Raw genomic sequence first — 20,521 nt, 5'->3', positions numbered from 1 at the left:
GGGCATACTGAAATTGGGCCGCTCCGTCAAGGCTTTAGTTGCACCTTCGTGAAAACTTCATTTAAGACCGGCGACGCCGGATAGCTCAGGACACGGTCGGACAGGGCCAGGGCGGAGATCGGGAAGGCGACGGGCACAGCGGGGACGGTCGCCGCGATCTGCGCGTTGATGGTGTGATATTGCCCATCCCTTTCCTTCCCTTCCGGCAACCCGCGCGCCCTGTTGATCTTCGAAAACACCTGGGGGTCGTGGTAGCCAAACTCGCCGTTCTTCTCTCCGAAGAGGGGGCCCACGAAGTTATCGGCATCGGAGTAGGAGCCATTCCAGCCAAGGAGATGGAGCGCGTGGTCGCCGGGGGACTGCACCTTCTGGAGGTAGCCGTCGGACCACTCCACCGGGACCGGCTGGATGTTGAATCCGACGGCGGTGAGCTGGCGGCTGATCTCTGCGTAGACCTTCTCGGGGGTGGGCAGGTAGGGGCGGGTGACGTTCAGGGGGTAGTAGAACTTGAGTTCCTCGCCGGCGTATCCGCCCGCCTTCAGGTATTCCTTGGCCTTGGCGGGGTCGTGGCCCAACTCCGGGGCCTCGTTGTTGAATCCGCTGATCTTGGGCGGCACGAACTGCGTGGCCTTGGCCGTGTTGTCGATGAAGAACCGGCGGATCAGGGTCTCCTTGTCGATCGCCATTTCGATCGCCTGGCGAACCTTCAGGTTCTGGAGCGCGGGGACGTCCTGGTTGATGCCCACGTACATGACGGAGAAGGGGTCACGCTGGACGATCTGCTTTCCGCGCTTGACCAGTTGGTCGAAGTTGCCCACCGTCACGGCGTCGTAAGCGTCGATCCTGCCGTCGAGGAGGGCCTGGAGCCTGGCCTGCGGGTGGTCGTAGGAGACGAAGTTGATGGTGGAAATTTGCCCGCGTTCGCCCCAGTAGGACTTGTTGGTGGCCAGCGTCACGCTTCCCTCGTCCCAGGAGGAAAGGCTGAACGGCCCGGTCCCCACCGGCTTGGTGCCAAAGACGGAGACGGGCTGCCCGCCGCGGTTTTGGTCAAGGACGTCGGCACTGCCTGCGGCGAGGGCGGCCGGGGAGGCCATGGCAAAGGCGGGGAGGGTGAGGGCCTGGAGGAAGGCGGTGAACCGCTGGGTAAGGTCAATCCGCACAGTGTCCGCTGAGAGTGCGGTGCAGCTTTTGAAGATGGAGAGCTCCGGCTCGTCCGAATGCGCCTTGAAAACACCCTTGAAGGCTCCGCCCGGAGCCTGCCGCCTCAGCTCCGCGGAGAAGGCGAACCAGCGGTTGAAGTTGAAGCAGACGGCCTCCGCGTTGAACGGGGTCCCGTCCTGGAAAACAACGTCGGTCCGGAGCTTGAAGGTATAGGAACGGCCTTCGTTCGATTCAGTCCACTCGGTGGCGAGCAGTGGCGTGGGCTTGCCGGTGATTTGGTCCACGCCCACCAGCCCTTCGAGGATCTGGCGGGTTATCCGCTGGGACTCGACATCGCTGGATAGTGCGGGATCCAGGCCCAGGGGCTGGGCAGCAGTTCCAAAATTGAAGGTGGCGGCGGGCTCGGCGGCCGCGGATGCGCTGGGGGAGTCCGACGAGGGCGAGGGGGCGGGGACGGCAGTGCAGGATGTCACGCCCAGCGCCAGGAGGACAGCGCCCGTCTTGATGACTGTCCGCCGCGAAGTACTGCTGGGCACTCGTTTATCACCTCTGGATCTTGCCGGCGCCGCCGCGTGCGGACCGAAGCCCAGTCTAATAGACGCCACCTGCAGGGCCCCGGCGCCGCCGGGTGTTCCGCCGGCGGATCCGCCCGGGGAGCCGCAACACAAGGGAAGCCGGGGGCCATCCTTTCGGACGTGCCCCCGGCTTCGCTGTTGACGCGGGCACGTTCGGCTGCCCGCACCTTGTGGCTACTTGGGCATCAGCACCGAGTCGATCAGGTAGACCGTTGCGTTCTTGGTCTGGACGCCGCCGCAGATCACGTTGGCGTCATCAACCTTGAGCTGGTCACCGCTGCCCGTGACAGTAACTGAACCGCCCTGGACCGTAGCGTGGGTGCCTGCGATCTTGTCCGGAGTGATCTGGCCCGGAACCACGTGGTAGGTCAGGATCTTGCTCAGGAGGGCGTCGTCCATCTTCAGGGTTTCGATGGTGGCGGCATCGATCTTGGCGAAGGCGTCATCCACCGGCGCGAAGACCGTGAACTCTCCGCCGTTCAGCGTGTCCACCAGGTCAACCTTGGGGTTCAGCTTTCCGGAAACGGACGCGGTGAGGGTTGTCAGGATCGGGTTGTTGGACGCTGCCACGGCCACGGGATCGAGGGCCATGCCCTCAACGGAACCTGCGCCCGACGGCACCTTTTCGGCGTAGCCCGCGCAGCCCGGGCCAACCAGGTTGGCCGCCGGATCCATGGCCGCAGCGGAGGAGCTGGCCGACGGTGAGGGCGCCATGCTCGTTGCCGCCGGCGATTCCGCGGGAGCGGAGGAGCCGGACGTCGATGCTGAACCGCCACAGGCGGTCAGGCTGAGCAGAGCTGCTGCTGCAACGCCTGCGACGGTGAAGGTTGTGCGCTTGATGGTCTGCATTTCGGTTCTCCCTTGGATTGTGGCGTCTGCCCGCCGCGGACATGCTGCCTACGGCGTCGTTCGAATCTTGCTGGTGGGCACCTGCCCTTGGCTGGTGTCTCACTGGGTATTCGGCCGGGGACGGCACGCGGATGGGTGTGTTCCAAGGAGTTTTTTGTGGCGGGCCGGCTAACGAGCTGCCGGGCCTGCTTAACGGCAATGGTCCCCCGGCCACAGCCGGGGGACCACATAGTGCGCAAGGGGGGACTTGAACCCCCACGCCCGAAGGCACAGGAACCTAAATCCTGCGTGTCTGCCAATTTCACCACTCGCGCAGGGCTTCCTGCCGCCGTTTCCCTTTTTGCAGGGCCCGACGGCGGATGCCAGTGTCCATTGTAGCGCCGCCACGGCAGGGCCCTGGCTCAGCGCCGCATGGTCAGGCGTCGAGGTTCAGGTCCCGCCGCAGTTTGGCAACATGGCCCGTGGCCCGGACGTTGTACTGGGCCAGGGCAACTTTGCCCTCCCGGTCCACCACGATGGTGGAACGGATCAGTCCCTCGTACGTCTTGCCGTAGTTCTTCTTCTCGCCCCAGGCACCGTAGGCCTCAGCAACCGCATGGTCCGCGTCCGAGAGCAAGGGAAAAGTGAGCTCTTCCTTCGCCGCGAACTTTGCCAGTTTTTCCACCGGATCGGGGGAGATGCCCAGCACGTCATAGCCGGCCGACTGGAGTGAGGCAAGGTTGTCGCGGAAGTCGCACGCCTCCTTGGTGCACCCCGGTGTCGCGGCTGCCGGGTAGAAGTACACGATGGTGTGGCGGCCGGGGCGCCCGGACAAACTGACGTCCGCACCGGAAGAGTCCTTCAGTGTGAAACCGGGTGCGTCGTCTCCGGTTACGAGTCTGTCAGCCAATGTTTTTCTCCTTTTCGCGGGCGGGACACACCAGCCTAGTAAGGGCAGGGAACCAGTGCTAATCGGCACTTGGCTATACTTGCTGCATGCCTGATATGGATCACTGGCCCACGGGGCGCCTCTTGTCCACTGCCGCGCGCCTCGTTGAACACTCCTGGAACGAAAAACTTGGTGCCATCGGACTCACCCATGCGGGCGTCATTGCCATCGAGGTTCTCGATGCGCAGGGCCCCATGACCCAGGCGCAGCTTGCCCAATACGTTCGTGTCCAGGCGCAGACCATGGGGAAGACGCTCAGCCGCCTTGAGTCCCACGGCCACATCGTCCGCGTCCGCAGCACGTCGGACCGCAGGAGCCACGTGGTGTCCCTCACCGAGCAGGGCAAAGAAGCTGTCAAGGCTGCGGTGGAGATGGAACGGTCGGTGCTGGCGTCAGCATCAATTGATCCGGACCTGCTGCGCCAGGAACTCCAGGCCGTCGTACGCGAACTCGCCAGCCAGTTTGCCACGACCCCCAGCACCGCCACCGGCGCGCTGGTGGAGAACACACCCTAGAACTGTGGCGCCGGAATGATCGCCGGCGAGCAAGCGTGACTGCGGCCTCCCGGGGCCGCCGTCACGCTTTTTTGTTGCCTGCGCGGTGGCCAGGGTCCGAAAACAAGCGGGGACACAACAAAACAGCCTCCTGCTTGCGTTTCCGCGAGCAGGAGGCTGTTTTCCCAATCGTGCACCCCCCGGGACTTGAACCCGGAACCCATTGATTAAGAGTCAATTGCTCTGCCAATTGAGCTAGAGGTGCATCTCTTTTGCTGTGATCACCGGGCTTTTCCTTCCCGGTTGATCTCCGCAACGACATGAAACTCTACACGAACTTTTTGCGCATGTGAAATCGGGGCGGACGGCGGGACCCGGATCGCGGGGGAGGGTGCGGAACCGGCACGAACTCAGGGTTTTTGTTGTTGGTCAGGAGCCGGAATCCGCCCTCCGGCGTCCTGGCGACGTTGCGGCTACTGCCGCGCCGGCGTGTGAAATGGGCCACAGGGCAGCAAGGGTCAGGTGGTAGCGGCGTGGTCGCCGGAGCGTCCCCTACTGGAGCCGCCTGCGTCGGGGAACCCGGAAGCCCGCGGCCTCGGCATGGGCGGCCGACTCAAACCAGACCTCAGCCCGCGCCTGCTCATATTCGGGATGCCCCTCCTCGTAATAGACCATGGTTCCGGCGTCACCCTTGACCGTGTAGCCGGACGGTCCGCTGCCGTCCGCTCCCGCGGCCGCTGAGCCCGCCCCGTAGGGTTCGTCCGCCGCCAGGTGTCCCGCGGGTTCCGGTGCTGCTTCGGCCGGGGACTGTTGCGCGTGGTCTGCTCCGTTTTCAGTCACGGCGGAGGAATGGGTGCGGTCCGCCGTTTCTGCCGCGGGCGCGCTGTCGGGAACGACGGCGGCTGCGGGCGTTGTGGGCGCGTCACCACGGCCAGGCTGACCGCCGGCGGCAGCGGCACTCGCAGTACCATCTGCAGTACCGCTTTCAGTACCTGCACCCGCCGGCGTTGAAGCCCGGCCCCCCGCACCGCCGTCGTCCATGTCCTCCACCGCCGCCGTCTCAGCGCCCGGGAGGGTGGGGGCGTGCGGCTCTGTGTATTCAGGGTGATGGACCGGCCGTGAAACCGGTGCCGGCGACGAGGCTTCCGCGGACGCGGCACCGGTCCCGGCCGGGCCTTCCTGCAAAGGACTTTCCTGCGGTCCGCGGTGCGAAGTTCCGCCGGCTGCAACGGCGGGGGTGCCCGAGGCCTCGGACCATTTGGTTTCCCACTCATCCTCGTCCTGGCGGCGGCGCTCGTCCTGGCCGGATACCGGCGGGGCCGCAGCCGATGCCGCGGTATCTGCGGGTTCCTCGGCGGTGGTCGGCGCTGCAGGTTCGGCCGGACGCCCGAAACCTGCTGCACCGGGAAGGCCGGTGGTTCCGGCTGCTTCAGCAGAGGCTGCGGCGCTTCCGCCCGAGAGTGCTCCGTCGGTGCGCGTGCCCCCGGCTCCGGACGACCCGGGAGACTTGGATGCACTGTTGCGGTTCAGCAACCACCACACAACGCCGATGATGACAATGATCAGAATGATCCAGAAAACGAAATCCATGGCAGGCCCTTCAGTCCGGATGGCAACGTGTCTTTTCCTGACGCTACGTCCGGCGGCCACGACTGTCCAGATCGACGGCGGTGGCTGTTGGGCGGCGCGGGGTGTGGGAGACGCCCGTGAGCCAGCGCCAGGCGGGACGGGCCCCAAGCGTGTTGTCTCACTATGCGAGATGGCAGTTCATTCCGGCCTTGAGTTTCAGGCTTTTGGTATCCGGGGGCGTGGACCTGTCGTGCCGGTGTACAGCCGAGCCCTAGACTTTCCCCTATGAGTGACGCCCAGATCGCAACCGAGAACAAGCCTGACATCAAACCCCGGAGCCGGGTCGTAACGGACGGAATCCACGCGGCTCCCGCACGTGGCATGTTCCGGGCGGTAGGCATGGGAGACGACGACTTCGCCAAGCCCCAGATCGGCGTCGCCAGTTCCTGGAACGAAATCACCCCCTGCAACCTCTCCCTGAACCGGCTTGCGCAGGGCGCCAAGGAAGGCGTCCACGCCGGCGGCGGGTTCCCCATGCAGTTCGGCACCATTTCCGTTTCCGACGGCATCTCCATGGGCCATGAGGGCATGCACTTCTCCCTGGTGTCACGCGAAGTCATCGCCGACTCCGTGGAGACCGTTATGCAGGCGGAGCGGATTGACGGTTCGGTCCTGCTGGCCGGCTGCGACAAGTCCCTCCCCGGCATGCTGATGGCAGCTGCCCGCCTGGACCTGTCCAGCGTCTTCCTTTACGCCGGTTCCATCATGCCGGGCTGGGTCAAGCTTGAGGACGGCTCCGAGAAGGAAGTCACCCTCATCGATGCTTTCGAGGCCGTTGGCGCCTGCGCCGCGGGCAAGATGAGCATGGAGGACCTGACCCGCATCGAAAAGGCCATCTGCCCCGGCGAAGGCGCCTGCGGCGGCATGTACACCGCCAACACCATGGCCTGCATCGGGGAGGCGCTGGGCATGTCCCTGCCCGGTTCGGCCGCCCCGCCCTCGGCAGACCGCCGTCGTGACGAATTCGCCCGCAAGTCAGGCGAGGCAGTGGTCAACCTGCTCCGCCAGGGCATCACTGCGCGCGACATCATGACCAAAAAAGCGTTCGAGAACGCCATCGCCGTCACCATGGCCTTCGGCGGCTCCACCAACGCCGTGCTGCACCTCCTGGCGATCGCCCGCGAGGCGGAAGTTGAGCTGACGCTGGATGACTTCAACCGCATCGGCGACAAGATCCCGCACCTGGGCGACCTGAAGCCCTTCGGCCGCTACGTCATGACCGACGTGGACAGGATCGGCGGCGTGCCGGTGATCATGAAGGCACTGCTCGACGCCGGCCTGCTGCACGGCGACTGCCTCACCGTCACGGGCAAGACCGTGGCGGAAAACCTCGACGCCATCAACCCGCCGGATGTGGACGGCAAGATCCTGCGCGCGCTGGACAACCCCATCCACAAGACCGGCGGCATCACCATCCTGCACGGCACCATGGCGCCCGAAGGCGCGGTGGTGAAGAGTGCAGGCTTCGATGCCGATGTCTTTGAAGGCACCGCCCGCGTTTTCGAGCGTGAGCAGGGTGCCCTGGATGCGCTGGATAACGGCCGGATCCACGCCGGGGACGTCGTCGTTATCCGCTACGAAGGCCCCAAGGGCGGTCCCGGCATGCGCGAAATGCTCGCCATCACGGGCGCCATCAAGGGTGCTGGCCTGGGCAAGGACGTCCTGCTCCTCACTGACGGCCGGTTCTCCGGCGGCACCACGGGCCTGTGCATCGGCCACGTCGCGCCGGAAGCGGTGGACGGCGGCCCGATCGCCTTCGTCAAGGATGGTGACCGGATCCGCGTGGACATCGCAGCCCGCAGCTTCGACCTGCTGGTGGACGAGGCGGAGCTCGAAGCCCGCAAGGCGGGCTGGGAGCCGCTCCCGGCACGGTACACCAAGGGCGTGCTCGCCAAATACGCCAAGCTGGTACACAGTGCCAGTACGGGCGCATACTGCGGGTAGAGCCCGTATGTTGGCGGCCATCCCAACTAGGTAGCGCCAAGTGTCGTTTTGGACGTTCAAAACGACACTTAGTGCTACTTAGTTGGGGGAGCCTGCCACAGGGTGGACAATGAGGTCCACATGGTGAGATCGTGGCACGCCTCGTTGACACGTATCTCGCCCAGAGGGAAAACTGAACGCATGACTTTCGTTACCAGCTGCGCTGTTGCAGATGCAGTCGTCGTCCTTACCAAGCGCGTGGCCCACTAGCCCCGGCAACGAACTGTCACGCGCGAACCCCTCGAAGAGCCGCCAGGCTGAGGGGTTTTTTTATTTCCCGCAGTGTCCACGAACCACAGATGATCCACAAGGAAGAGTCCGATGAGCAAAGGATCGCCCATCAGCCCCTCGCTGATGGCCACCAAGTCCGCCGGAGCCGCCAAGGCTCCGGACCGCGCCGACCGGACGGCTGAGAACGCCGCCGTCGTCGCCGACCTTGCCGCCGTCTCTCCTGTCCTTGGGCCGAACAACGTTGTACCCCCGACGGTGATGACCGGCTCGCAAGCAATTGTCCGCTCGCTCGAAGAACTCGGCGTGGAGGATATTTTCGGTTTGCCCGGTGGCGCGATCCTGCCCACCTACGACCCCTTGATGGCCTCCAACATGAATCACGTGCTGGTCCGTCACGAACAGGGAGCCGGCCACGCCGCGCAAGGCTACGCCATGGTGACCGGGCGGGTGGGCGTGTGCATCGCCACCTCGGGCCCGGGCGCCACCAACCTCGTTACTGCCATCATGGATGCCCACATGGACTCCGTTCCGCTGGTGGCCATCACCGGCCAGGTGTCCAGCGGTGTGATCGGCACCGACGCGTTCCAGGAAGCCGACATCGTGGGCATCACAATGCCCATCACCAAGCATTCCTTCCTGGTGACCGACCCCAACGACATCCCGCATGTCATGGCGGAGGCCTTCCACCTCGCTTCCACCGGGCGCCCCGGTCCTGTCCTCGTGGACGTGGCCAAGGACGCCCAGGTCGGCGAGATGACCTTCTCCTGGCCGCCGCGCATCGACCTGCCCGGGTACCGCCCGGTCACCCGCGGGCATAACAAGCAGGTACGCGAGGCTGCCAAGCTGATTGCCGCGGCCAGCAAGCCTGTGCTGTACGTGGGCGGCGGTGTCATCAAGGCGCACGCATCCGCTGAGCTGCTGGCACTCGCCGAGGCTACGGGAGCCCCGGTTGTCACCACGCTGATGGCCAAGGGCGCGTTCCCGGACTCACACCCGCAGCACATGGGAATGCCAGGCATGCACGGCACCGTTTCGGCCGTAACTGCCCTGCAGCAGTCGGACCTCCTGATCACTCTCGGTGCCCGGTTTGATGACCGCGTCACCGGCGTGCTGAAGACGTTCGCGCCGATGGCCAAGGTCATCCACGCGGACATCGACCCCGCCGAAATCTCCAAGAACCGCACGGCGGATGTGCCCATTGTTGGTTCGGTCAAGGAAATCATTCCGGAGCTCACCGAAGCCGTCCGCACCCAGTTCGAGGCCTCGGGCACCCCGGACCTCACCACGTGGTGGGCCTTCCTCAACAACCTCAAGGAAACCTATCCGCTGGGCTGGACCGAGCCCGACGACGGCCTGACAGCCCCGCAGAAGGTCATCGAGCGGATCGGCGCCCTGACCGGGCCCGAGGGCGTTTACGTGGCAGGCGTTGGCCAGCACCAGATGTGGGCAGCGCAGTTCATCAAATACGAGCGCCCGCATGCCTGGCTCAACTCCGGCGGCGCCGGCACCATGGGTTACGCCGTGCCGGCTGCCATGGGTGCCAAGGTGGGAGAGCCGGACCGGGTGGTCTGGGCCATCGACGGCGACGGCTGCTTCCAGATGACCAACCAGGAACTGGCCACCTGCGCCATCAACAACATCCCCATCAAGGTTGCCGTCATCAACAACTCGTCCCTGGGCATGGTGCGGCAGTGGCAGACCCTCTTCTACGAAGGCCGCTACTCGAACACCGACCTGAATACCGGCCACGACACCGTCCGCATCCCGGACTTCGTCAAGCTGGGCGAGGCTTACGGTTGTGCTTCGTTCCGCTGCGAACGCGACGAGGACATCGACGCCACCATCCAGAAGGCCCTCGAAATCAACGACCGCCCCGTGGTCATCGACTTCGTGGTGAGCCCCAACTCCATGGTGTGGCCGATGGTGCCCGCCGGCGTGAGCAACGACCAGATCCAGGTTGCCCGCAACATGACCCCGGAATGGGAAGAAGAGGACTGACCATGAGCCGCCACACACTTTCCGTCCTGGTGGAAGACAAGCCGGGTGTCCTGACCCGGGTTGCGAGCCTCTTTGCCCGGCGCGCCTTCAACATCAACTCACTGGCCGTCGGCCCCACCGAGGTTCCGGGCATTTCCCGGATGACCGTCGTCGTCGACGCCGATGGCGACCTCATCGAGCAGGTCACCAAGCAGCTCAACAAGCTGATCAACGTCATCAAGATCGTTGAGCTGACTTCCGAATCTTCCGTACAGCGCGACCACATCCTGGTCAAGGTACGTGCGGATGCCGCAACACGTCTGCAGGTCACCCAGGCCGCAGACCTGTTCCGTGCCGCCGTCGTCGACGTGTCCACAGACTCGTTGGTGATCGAGGCAACCGGTACCCCGGAGAAGCTTGCAGCGCTGCTTTCAGTGCTGGAGCCCTTCGGCATCCGCGAAATCGTGCAGTCCGGCACCCTGGCCGTTGGACGGGGATCCCGCTCCATGAGTGACAGGGCGCTGCGCTCCGCGTAGGACCTCAAGGGTCCGCCCGGCAGTACGCAGCGCCCGTAACCGCACCACGCAAGACACCTATCTACAATCCACTCAAGAGGAGTTACGCAAGTGACTGAAATGTTCTACGACGACGACGCCGACCTGTCGATTATCCAGGGCCGCAAGGTTGCCATTGTTGGCTACGGTTCCCAGGGCCACGCCCACGCGCTTAACCTGCGCGATTCCGGCGTCGAGGTTGTTATCGCACTGAAGGACGGCTCCAAGTCCGCACCCAAGGCCGAGGACGCAGGCTTCACGGTCAAGAACGTAGCCGACGCCGCCGAATGGGCCGACGTCATCATGATCCTTGCGCCGGACCAGCACCAGCGGGCGATCTACAACGACTCCATCAAGGGCAAGCTGAAGCCCGGCAAGGCCCTCGCCTTCGCCCACGGCTTCAACATCCGCTTCGGCTACATCCAGGCACCCGAAGGCGTCGACGTCATCCTCGTTGCTCCGAAGGCTCCCGGCCACACCGTCCGCCGCGAATTCGAAGCCGGCCGCGGCATCCCGGACATCATCGCCGTGGAACAGGACGCCACCGGCTCCGCCTGGGACCTCGCAAAGTCCTACGCCAAGGCCATCGGCGGCACCCGCGCCGGCGTCATCAAGACCACCTTCACCGAAGAGACCGAAACGGACCTCTTCGGCGAGCAGGCTGTCCTCTGCGGCGGCGTATCCCAGCTGATCCAGTACGGCTTCGAAACCCTGACCGAGGCCGGCTACCAGCCGCAGATTGCCTACTTCGAGGTACTGCACGAGCTCAAGCTCATTGTTGACCTCATGTGGGAAGGCGGCATCGCCAAGCAGCGCTGGAGCGTTTCCGACACCGCAGAGTACGGCGACTACGTCTCCGGCCCGCGCGTCATCACCCCGGAAGTGAAGGAAAACATGAAGGCTGTCCTGGCCGACATCCAGTCGGGCGCCTTCGCCAAGCGCTTCATCGAGGACCAGGACAACGGCGGCGTGGAGTTCAAGGAACTGCGTGCCAAGGCCGAACAGCACCCCATCGAGGCTGTTGGCCGCGAACTGCGCTCCCTGTTCTCCTGGCAGCAGCAGGACGTCGATTACGTGGAAGGCTCCGCAGCCCGCTAAGGCTGCCAGCCCCAACCACACATACCGCAACGGTGAGGCCGGGTTCACACTTAACAATGTGAGCCCGGCCTTTCCGTCGGCCTAGACTTGTTTCCATCCCCAGGACTGCAACGCAGAGGATCAGCCGTGTCAAAACCCGTAGTACTGCTCGCCGAAGAACTTTCCCCCGCCACCGTCGAGGCCCTTGGCCCGGACTTTGAAATCCGCCAGACCGACGGTGCCGACCGTTCCCAGCTGCTTTCTGCGATCAGTGACGTAGACGCCATCCTGGTCCGCTCCGCCACCCAGGTTGACGCCGAAGCCATATCTGCGGCCAAGAACCTGAAGGTCATTGCCCGCGCCGGCGTAGGCCTCGACAATGTCGACATCAAGGCAGCCACGCAGGCAGGTGTCATGGTGGTAAACGCGCCCACTTCCAACATCGTCTCGGCAGCTGAACTCACGGTGGGCCACATCCTCAGCCTGGCCCGCCACATCCCGCAGGCCAGCGCCGCCCTCAAGGACGGCGAGTGGAAGCGCTCCAAGTACACGGGCATCGAACTCTTCGAGAAGAAGATCGGCATCATCGGCCTCGGCAGGATCGGCGCCCTCGTCGCGGCCCGCCTGAAGGGCTTTGACACCAAGATCCTCGCCTACGATCCCTACATCACCTCCGCCCGGGCCGCGCAGCTCGGCGTCCAGCTGGTAACCCTGGACGAGCTCCTGGCCCAGGCCGACTTCATCACAATCCACATGCCCAAAACACCGGAGACGGTGGGCATGCTGGGTGCGGACGCGTTCAGGAAGATGAAGAGCACTGCCTACGTGGTCAACGTGGCCCGCGGCGGCCTCGTGGACGAGGAAGCCCTCTTCACAGCGCTGCAGGACGGCGAAATCGCCGGCGCCGGGGTGGACGTCTTCGCCAAGGAGCCGAGCACCGACCTGCCGTTCTTCAAGCTGGACAACGTGGTGGTCACCCCGCACCTCGGCGCCTCCACCGACGAAGCCCAGGAAAAGGCCGGCGTCTCGGTAGCGAAATCAGTCCGCCTTGCCCTGGCCGGTGAGCTGGTTCCCGACGCCGTCAACGTTGCCGGCGGCGTCATCGCCCCCGACGTCCGCCCGGGCATCCCGCTGATCGAGAAGCTGGGCCGGATCTTCACAGCCCTGACCCATGCCTCCCTGACCCAGTTCGATGTTGAGGTTGCCGGCGAGATTTCCTCCCTCGACGTCAAGGTCCTCGAGCTGGCCGCCCTCAAGGGCATCTTCGCCGACATCGTGACCGAGCAGGTCTCCTACGTCAACGCGCCGGTCATCGCCGAGCAGCGGGGCATCAACGTCCGCCTGATCACCACCCCGGAGACCGAGTCCTACCGTAACGTCCTGACCCTCCGGGGCGCCCTCAGCGACGGCAGCCAGATCTCCGTGGCCGGTACCCTGACCGGACCCAAGCAGATCCAGAAGCTGGTGGGCATCAACGGGTTTGAGGTGGAAATCCCGATCAGCGAACACCTGGTGGTCGTGGCCTACACCGACCGCCCGGGCGTGATCGGAACGATCGGCCACATCCTGGGCATGAACAACATCAACATCGCGGGCATGCAGGTTGCACGCTCTGACGAGGGCGGCCAGGTGCTTGCGCTCCTGACCATCGACAGCTCGGTGCCGCAGCAGGTCCTCGACGCGATCAAGGCAGGCATCGGCGCCGAAATGGTGCGTGAAGTGGACCTGGAGGACTAGTCCACGGCAGGGAAACGCCGTACCCGCCGGACCCGCTTGGGCGAGTCCCCGCAAGGCCACGTATGATTGGCCGGTCTGCTTACAATGGCTTGGTCCTGATTCAGGACCGTGGCCGGCAGGCCGGCCAATTACCTTTTGCACATCAGTCCGTAATCGTCCATGTCCGCCCCGGGCGGACTCGAATGTGCGTACGCATTCCAGGTTTCAGGGAGTTCCATGAACGCCGTCCAGAGGTTCATCAGAAGCAGGGTGCTGCTGTTGACCGCGGCCATCTTGATCGCAGCCATGTGCTTGTCGGTCCTCGTCCAAAACCAGTCACAGGCTGCACTCAACAGGACCGTGGATGAAAATTCACGGGGACTCTATGACATCCTGGTCCAGGCCAAGGCACCTTCCGGCGCGCTGATGCAGCCGGACATCGCCAACGGGACCGGAGGCATCAGCTTTGAACAGCTGGAAGCCATCAGGAAACTGACCGGAACCTCCGTGGCAGCCCCCATCAGCCTGGTCTCCCGCGTGACGCAGAACCTGGAGTCGCCCCGCCTGGACGCCATGGACTACCTGGGCTACAACGCCGGGCTGGCCGGCACCGCAACCGCCGACCAGGCCGCCGGGGCAACCGCCCCCGAACAGTGGCCTGCCGCTGAATCCGTGCTGAGCGACAAAAGCAAGAAGTACCGCCTGACGGCCAGCGCCGTCAGCTCCGACGGCGTCTCCGAGCAGACGCTGTTCAGGACCTCTGCCGAAGGAACCCTGGGCAAAGCCAAACTTGTTGAAGAAAAGGCCGCCGGAGGCAGCAGCATCCGGATCGCCGCGCCCGGGGACGAAACGGGCATCAAGTTTCCCGCCCCGGCCGGAGGCTCCGAACACAACCTCTTTAACCTGTCCGTATCCCTGCCCCTCGCCCCTGAGGTAACGGAATCCGTGGTTGCCGTCGATCCGGCCGCCGAGCGTGCACTGCTGGGTTCCGCCGGTGACTTCCTGGCGCCGCTGGAAAAGGCGCCGCCGGCCGACGCCCGTGACGCCGGGGCAATTGGACGCTACTTCGAGGGCCTTTTCACCAACGGCATCAGCATGGACAAGCTGAAGGAAGGACCGGACTTCCTCGGCGTCAAGCTCAAGTACTGGGCACCGCTGATGACCCAGTACCAGCAGGCCAAGCGGACCGGGCAGCTGACCGCCGATTCCCAGGCCATTCCGCTGATCGTGCGCTCCGGCACCTCCCTGGACCTCAAATACAACGTCAAGATCGAGGAGATCGACAACGCCGGCAAGGTAGTCAAGGACGTCGGCACCGTTTCCCGGTCCCTGGACAAGGATTACCTGCCGTTCGTCTCCAAGGACCCCTTTGCCCTGTCCTGGCCGGGTTCCACGGACCACTCATCCCTGCTTGGCAGCACCGGCAACTTCAACCAGGGCCTCTACACCCCGGCCACGTGGAGCACCGACTTTGCCGCCGCACCCAAGTACACGGACGGTGAAACGGCTGCGAACGGCGCCGTGGACAAGACAGCAGTTCCCGGCGAATGGGTCACGGTCAACCGGCTGCCCGAGAAGAGCGCCAACGGCACCCCTGTTGACCAGACCCAGCGGGAACCCGTGGACGAACGTTCCTACCGGGAGAACCTCGAAACGGGGTCGCAGGCTGCTGCTCCGCTGGCGATGGTTTACGGCACGTTCGACCCCTCGGCCGTTGCTGCCGCCGCCGGCGACGTCAACAAGCTGCCGCTGGGCGGCTACGACCCCACCCCGTTCACCCTGGTCAAGGACGCTGCCGGAAACGAGGTCCCTGCCACCGAGCTGGAACCTTCCCTGAGCGCCACCGGCCTGGCCAGCCAGTCCGCCGGTGCCATCACCGACTACTACGGGCTTGCCGCTGCCCGCGGCTACACCGACAACGCCAGCGTGATCGACGCCGTCCGGGTCCGCGCGAAGACGGCAGGCAGCTGGAAGCAGGCGCAGCCCGACGTCGAGAAGCTGGCAGGCGAAATCCGCACCATGGGCCTGGAAGCCACCGTCGTGGCCGGTTCCGCTCGCGAGGATGCCAGCATCTTCGTTCCGGGCTACTCCAAGGACGACGCCGGGAAGGAATCCGCCCTGGGCACCGTCCGGCAGTCCTGGGTGCGCCAGAACGCCGCCGAAGCTGTCACCGGATCGCTGTCCGGCACCAACGTCACGCTGCTCTTCCTGACGCTCTGCGGTGCAACCCTCCTAACGGGGGCATCCACCGTCAGCTACATCCGTAAGCGGAGGAGCGAAGCGGGAACGCTCCGGGCCATGGGCTGGACCCAGCGCCGGGTCCGCCGGTGGGTGCTGGAGGAGTTCGGTGTGGGCGCCGTCCTGCTGGCCATCGCGGGGACCGTGTTGAGCCTGGTGAGCTGGAGCCTGGCCACGGCCCTCGTATCGGTGTCCGTCCTTGTGCTCTACGCCGCGGCGGCCTTCTTCGCCGCGCAGCAGCTGCGCCACGGCCACGTCGTGGACCAGGAGCCGCAGCATGACGAGCGGCTCATCCCGGTGGACTCGCCGCTGACTTTCGCCAACCGCCAGCTGAGCACCAACAAATTCAACACGATCTCCCTTGCCGTGGCCGTAGGCGTGTTCGGCGCGGCAGTGGGCGGCCTCATCTCCCTGCTCATTGACATTCCGCGCGCCGCCGGCGCCAGTGCCCTGAGCGGCCTGGCCGCGGCCAGCGTTGCCCTGCCCAGCATCCTCCTCGCTCTTTCGGGCGTGGCTGTGGGGCTGGTCCTCACGCTGGTCACCGGGCGGTTTGAACTCCACGCCAAGCGCCAGTACCTCGGCATCCTCGAGGCGATGGGCTGGAATCCGGACATGCTGCGCCAGGTCCGGCTGTTCGAAAACGCCTTGGTGGGAACCCTGGCCCTGCCGCTGGGCGTGCTGGGCGCCCTGGGGATAGGCCTGCTGCTGGCGCCGTACGCCGCTTTGTGGGCGGGCGTGGCAGGCCTTGTGGCTGTACTTTGCTGGATACCGATTGCAACGAAAGTGGTCCAATGACAAACCCGACGAATGTCCAGCGGAGCCGCCGGTCCGGCTCCGCGGAGGTCCCCCTGCAGACCCGCGCCAACACCATCGTCAAGGCCGCCGACCACGCGACCCCGCTGGAACTGAACGACATCACCATCCGCTACGGCGGGGGCAAAGGCGGTGCCGAAACCGTCAGCGTGGTGGAAGGCTTCGACCTCACCCTGCACGCCGGCGAGATGCACTGCGTTGCCGGCCGCAGCGGTTCCGGCAAGACCAGCATCCTCACCGTCGGCGCCGGACTCACGCTGCCGACGTCGGGCCGCGTCTTCTGGGAAGGCGATTCCCTCGAAAGCATGGGCGACGACGAAATCGCCGACCGCCGTCGTGCCTTGATCGGTTATGTTGACCAGGGCGGTGCGCTGATTGACGGGATGAGCGCCCTCGAGAACGTGCTCCTGCCGGCTGTCCCGGACGGCGAAGTGGACCAGCGCCGCGATATGGCCAAGGACCTGCTGGACCTCGTGGGGCTGGGCCGCCGCATGCGGCACCGTCCTGCCCAGCTCTCCGGTGGCGAACGCCAGCGCGTCGCCATTGCCCGGGCGCTGATCCTGGGCACGCGCGTCCTGGTGGTGGATGAGCCCACTGCCAGCCTCGACCGTGCCTCTGCCAACCGGATCATCAGCATCCTGAAGGACACCACGTCGGACGGAATCGCCGTCCTGGTGGCCTCGCACGACCATGAACTCGTCCGGCTCAGCGATACCCTGACCGAACTCATCTAGCCCGCCCCTCCGCACCGAAGGTAACGTCCTCTACGTGACTGCTTCAGAGAAAACGCCGTTCTACATCACCACGGCCATCACCTACCCCAACGGGGTGCCGCACATCGGCCACGCGTACGAGTACATTGCCACCGACGCGATGGCCCGTTTCAAGCGGCTGGACGGCTACGACGTGATGTTCCTGACCGGCACGGACGAGCATGGGATGAAGATCGCCCAGACGGCCGAGAAAGAAGGCATCACGCCCAAGGAACTGGTGGACCGGAATGTCGAGGCCTTCAAGGCGGCGCATGCCGCGCTGGGAATCTCGTACGACCGTTTCATCCGGACCACTGACGAGGACCACTACGCCGCCTCGCAGGCCATCTGGAAAAAGATGGAGGCCAACGGGGACATCTACCTGTCCAAGTACGAGGGCTGGTACTCCGTCCGGGATGAGGCGTTCTACGTTGAGGACGACACCGTGGTCAAGGACGACGGCGTGCGCTACTCCAAGGAGACGGACACCGAGGTGACCTGGACGGCGGAAGAGAGCTACTTCTTCCGGCTGTCCGCCTACCAGGACAAGCTCCTGGCGCTCTACGAAGCACATCCGGAGTTCGGTGCCCCGCAGTACCGCTTCAACGAAGTCATCAGCTTCGTCAAGCGCGGCCTCGAGGACCTGTCCATCAGCCGCACCACGTTCGACTGGGGCGTCCCGGTCCCGGGCAACGACAAGCACGTCATGTACGTCTGGGTGGATGCCCTGACGAACTACCTCACGGGCGTGGGGTATCCCGACGTCGAGTCTGACAAGTTCCGGAAGTACTGGCCCGCCGACGTGCACATCATCGGCAAGGACATCTCACGCTTCCACGCCATCTACTGGCCCGCCTTCCTCATGAGTGCCGGCCTTGAACTGCCCAAGCGCGTCATGATCCACGGATTCCTGCACAACAATGGCGTGAAGATGTCCAAGTCCCTGGGCAATGTAGTGGCTCCATCCGATTTCGTGGACCAGTACGGCGTGGACCAGGTGAGGTTCTTCTTCCTCCGCGAAGTGCCTTTCGGCGCGGACGGCAGCTACAACCACGACGCCATCGTGGGACGGATGAACGCTGACCTGGCCAACAACTTCGGCAACCTCGCCCAGCGTTCGCTGTCCATGGTCGCCAAGAACTGTGGGGGCAGGGTACCGGTTCCCGGCGCGTTCACTGCTGAGGACAACGCCATCCTCGAGCAGGCCGGCGCCCTCCTCGCCGCAGCACGGGCTGCGTTTGATAAGCAGGAATTCAGCCGCGCCCTTGAAGCGGTCTGGGGAGTCCTCGGCGACACCAACGCCTATTTCGCCGAGCAGGCGCCGTGGGTGCTGCGGAAAACCGACGTTGAGCGCATGAATACCGTGCTCTACGTGACGCTCGAGGTGCTGCGGATCGTGGCCATCCTTGCACAGCCGGTCATGCCCGCCGCAACAGCGACGCTTCTGCAAACGCTGGGCCAGCCCGAAGGAGAAGCCCGGGAGTTCGCCGCCATTGGCACCCCGATCGTTGCAGGGACGGAACTGCCGGCGCCTTCGCCGGTGTTCCCGAAGTACGAAGAGCCGGCGGAAGCCAAGTAGTTCCAAATTCCGAAGATAAGTACGTCCTACTGGGGATTCCGACCGGGAAAATCCGTAGCCTGAACGAGTTAGCAAACTGACAGTTCGCATCTGGGAGAACCGTCGCCCCGATGCTGTCTGTTTGCCTTTGACCCGTCACGTTGGGTTGACCCGTCAGGTTGGGGCGGTGTGTTCTCTCTCGCGTCTGAACAGTCTGAAGCAGACTATTGACGGAGACGGAAATGAAACGGATCCTTGCCACCTTTGGAGTCACAAGCCTCGCACTCTTGGGCGCAACAGCCACGGCATTCGCCACGGGTGAATCGGGCGGCGGTGAAAAGATCACCATCTGTCACGCCACGGGATCGGAAACGAACCCCTACGTGCCAATCACGGTTGACCTCCATGCGCTGAACGGCCACGCCGGTTCTCACCACCAGCACAGCGAGGACATCATCCCGGCCAACAACGGGAAGGTCCTGCCCGGTGGCCAGAACCTGGACAAGGTCGATGTGTGGAACGCCGGCTGCGCCATGCCCGGCGGAAGCCCCGCCGGGCCGCCCAAGGACAACGACAAGAAGATCACCATCTGCCACGCCACGGGATCGGAAAAGAACCCCTATGTGGTCCTTAACATTGCGTTGCAGGGGCTGAACGGCCACGGTGGCGCCCACCACCAGCACAGCGAGGACATCATCCCGCCGAACAGCGGAAAGGTGGTTCCGGCCGGCCAGAACTGGACCGCCGAGGGGCAGGCAACCTTCAACAACAACTGCGTTCCCGTGGAAGTTACCACGACGCCGCCGACCCCGCCGACGGTACCGCCCGCGGGAAATGTACCTCCTCCTGCCGGTGAAGTGGTGCCCGGGACGACTCCGCGCGGCGCTGTTGCCGCCGGAGGCGGAGCCGGCGCAGTGGCCGCGCCAAACCAGGGCTTCAACGTGCAGACCGCTGTCTCGGCTCCGTCCGGTCCGGGTGCAGCTCCATGGCTTGGCGGACTGGCCGCTGTGATGGTCGCAGGCGCTGCCCTTGCTGTCCGGAAGACGATGGCCAAGGCTGTGGTCCGCGGCCAGCACCACGGATAGCGTCCAAGGCCGCCGCCCTGTCGGCATCCGGCAACCAGGGAACGCAAAGCGCCGTGCAGGTGTTGCACGGCGCTTTGCGTTCCCACCCGCCGGCACCTTTCCCCAAGCTGAGCCGAAGCATGAGGACCATTGATGGCAGGAAATGACCCGGAGGAAGTACCTGGCGCGGACGCAACATCCGGCACAACCGGACACCGCGACGGGCTCTCAACACTGAGGACAGTTGTCCTGCTGGCCTTGGCAGGAGTGGCGGGCTTCCTTGCCGTAGCCCTTTTCCCCGTCGGTGCAGGGTCCGGCGATCGGACAGCGCCGGCCGGCGGCGCGACAGCGGCGGCAACGTCCGCCGTCCCGGCACAGTCCGCGACGGGCACCGCGTCGGTCGTCCCTGCTCCGGCCGTCCTCCCGGAACAGCCCTCGGGCCCGGCCGGGCGACCGGCTGCTCCTCCGCAGCGGCTGGTCTATCCCGCGGCTGACATCGACGTTCCTGTTTATCCGCTCGACCCGAGCAGTTCGGACGTGGCCGCGCAAACCATAATCCCGCCGGCCACCAGGGACGGATACTGGCTGACCCCCTACGGCATGCCGGGCTCGGGCTCCACCAACACCACTTACGTTGTGGGCCATAGCTGGCAGGACCTTGAAGCGCCCTTCAACCGGCTCAGTTCAAGGGCGGCAGCGGGGGACAGGCTCACTGTTGCCACCTCCTCGGGTGAGCTGGAATACCAGGTGGACTCCGTCACCACGTATGTAAAATCGGGACTCAAGGACAGCCCAATCTGGGAGGTTGCGCCCAACAGGCTGGTCCTCATCTCGTGTTACACGGACGACCTCTGGGGCACCAACGTCGTTGTAAGTGCTTCGCCGGTCCGTGACTAATTGCGCCACTTCGCACCTGCCTCCG

Annotated in this window: 15 protein-coding genes and 2 tRNA genes; 11 read left to right on the top strand and 6 right to left on the bottom strand. The window is 64.9% G+C overall.

Annotation, left to right across the window (positions count from 1 at the left end):
* Positions 1-26: 26 nt before the first annotated feature.
* The 4 genes from Q9R30_RS02660 to bcp all read right to left on the bottom strand — a co-directional run bounded on the left by Q9R30_RS02660 (position 27) and on the right by bcp (position 3,474).
* Positions 27-1,697: an ABC transporter substrate-binding protein gene (locus Q9R30_RS02660; protein WP_311216673.1), complete on the bottom strand. Its 1,671-nt coding sequence runs from the start codon at positions 1,695-1,697 to the stop codon at positions 27-29.
* Positions 1,698-1,910: 213 nt separating this feature from the next.
* On the bottom strand, positions 1,911-2,585 hold the full coding sequence (locus Q9R30_RS02655; protein ID WP_104998323.1) for a fasciclin domain-containing protein: 675 nt from the start codon (positions 2,583-2,585) through the stop codon (positions 1,911-1,913).
* Positions 2,586-2,817: 232 nt separating this feature from the next.
* A tRNA-Leu gene (locus Q9R30_RS02650) sits at positions 2,818-2,899 on the bottom strand.
* Between the two features lie 101 nt (positions 2,900-3,000).
* A complete protein-coding gene (gene bcp, locus Q9R30_RS02645) occupies positions 3,001-3,474 on the bottom strand; it encodes a thioredoxin-dependent thiol peroxidase (protein ID WP_311216672.1) in 474 nt (157 codons plus the stop codon).
* A 95-nt stretch (positions 3,475-3,569) separates the two neighbouring features.
* Here bcp and Q9R30_RS02640 point away from each other — a divergent pair, with 95 nt between their 5' ends.
* A complete protein-coding gene (locus Q9R30_RS02640) occupies positions 3,570-4,028 on the top strand; it encodes a MarR family winged helix-turn-helix transcriptional regulator (RefSeq protein WP_104999763.1) in 459 nt (152 codons plus the stop codon).
* A gap of 171 nt (positions 4,029-4,199) precedes the next feature.
* Here the strand turns inward: Q9R30_RS02640 and Q9R30_RS02635 are convergent.
* Positions 4,200-4,272: transfer RNA gene (locus tag Q9R30_RS02635), tRNA-Lys, on the bottom strand.
* A 287-nt stretch (positions 4,273-4,559) separates the two neighbouring features.
* The gene (locus Q9R30_RS02630) at positions 4,560-5,597 is read right to left on the bottom strand and encodes a hypothetical protein (RefSeq protein ID WP_311216671.1); all 1,038 of its coding nucleotides are present in this window, start codon (positions 5,595-5,597) and stop codon (positions 4,560-4,562) included.
* 264 nt (positions 5,598-5,861) lie between these two features.
* On the opposite strand from Q9R30_RS02630, the gene ilvD reads away from it, so the two are divergent.
* The 10 genes from ilvD (at position 5,862) to Q9R30_RS02580 (ending at position 20,496) form a co-directional block, all read left to right on the top strand.
* Entirely contained in the window at positions 5,862-7,580 is a 1,719-nt protein-coding gene (ilvD, locus tag Q9R30_RS02625) for a dihydroxy-acid dehydratase (protein WP_104998320.1), read from the top strand.
* Between the two features lie 360 nt (positions 7,581-7,940).
* A complete protein-coding gene (locus tag Q9R30_RS02620) occupies positions 7,941-9,848 on the top strand; it encodes an acetolactate synthase large subunit (RefSeq protein ID WP_104998319.1) in 1,908 nt (635 codons plus the stop codon).
* A gap of 2 nt (positions 9,849-9,850) precedes the next feature.
* Positions 9,851-10,363 (top strand): acetolactate synthase small subunit, encoded by a 513-nt coding sequence (gene ilvN / locus Q9R30_RS02615; RefSeq protein ID WP_009356538.1) that lies wholly within the window; start codon positions 9,851-9,853, stop codon positions 10,361-10,363.
* 90 nt (positions 10,364-10,453) lie between these two features.
* On the top strand, positions 10,454-11,479 hold the full coding sequence (gene ilvC, locus Q9R30_RS02610; protein ID WP_104998318.1) for a ketol-acid reductoisomerase: 1,026 nt from the start codon (positions 10,454-10,456) through the stop codon (positions 11,477-11,479).
* Positions 11,480-11,605: 126 nt separating this feature from the next.
* The gene (gene serA, locus Q9R30_RS02605; RefSeq protein WP_311216670.1) at positions 11,606-13,195 is read left to right on the top strand and encodes a phosphoglycerate dehydrogenase; all 1,590 of its coding nucleotides are present in this window, start codon (positions 11,606-11,608) and stop codon (positions 13,193-13,195) included.
* A 216-nt stretch (positions 13,196-13,411) separates the two neighbouring features.
* Positions 13,412-16,207, top strand: a complete 2,796-nt coding sequence (locus Q9R30_RS02600) for an FtsX-like permease family protein (RefSeq protein WP_311216669.1) — start codon at positions 13,412-13,414, stop codon at positions 16,205-16,207.
* On the top strand, positions 16,204-16,959 hold the full coding sequence (locus Q9R30_RS02595) for an ABC transporter ATP-binding protein (protein WP_104998315.1): 756 nt from the start codon (positions 16,204-16,206) through the stop codon (positions 16,957-16,959). The genes Q9R30_RS02600 and Q9R30_RS02595 overlap by 4 nt, the downstream gene beginning before the upstream one ends.
* A 34-nt stretch (positions 16,960-16,993) precedes the next feature.
* Positions 16,994-18,556, top strand: coding sequence for a methionine--tRNA ligase (gene metG, locus Q9R30_RS02590; protein ID WP_104998314.1), 1,563 nt, complete (start codon positions 16,994-16,996; stop codon positions 18,554-18,556).
* Between the two features lie 221 nt (positions 18,557-18,777).
* Positions 18,778-19,620, top strand: coding sequence for a hypothetical protein (locus Q9R30_RS02585; protein WP_311216668.1), 843 nt, complete (start codon positions 18,778-18,780; stop codon positions 19,618-19,620).
* A 132-nt stretch (positions 19,621-19,752) separates the two neighbouring features.
* Complete coding sequence (locus Q9R30_RS02580) at positions 19,753-20,496, top strand: class F sortase (RefSeq protein WP_311216667.1); 744 nt, start codon at positions 19,753-19,755, stop codon at positions 20,494-20,496.
* The last annotated feature ends 25 nt before the right edge of the window (positions 20,497-20,521 follow it).

It is taken from the genome of Arthrobacter sp. AB6, from assembly GCF_031844545.1.
GTDB lineage: Bacteria > Actinomycetota > Actinomycetes > Actinomycetales > Micrococcaceae > Arthrobacter.
Note: the sequence above shows the minus strand (reverse complement) of the source record. Positions and strands in the feature narration are given on the sequence as shown.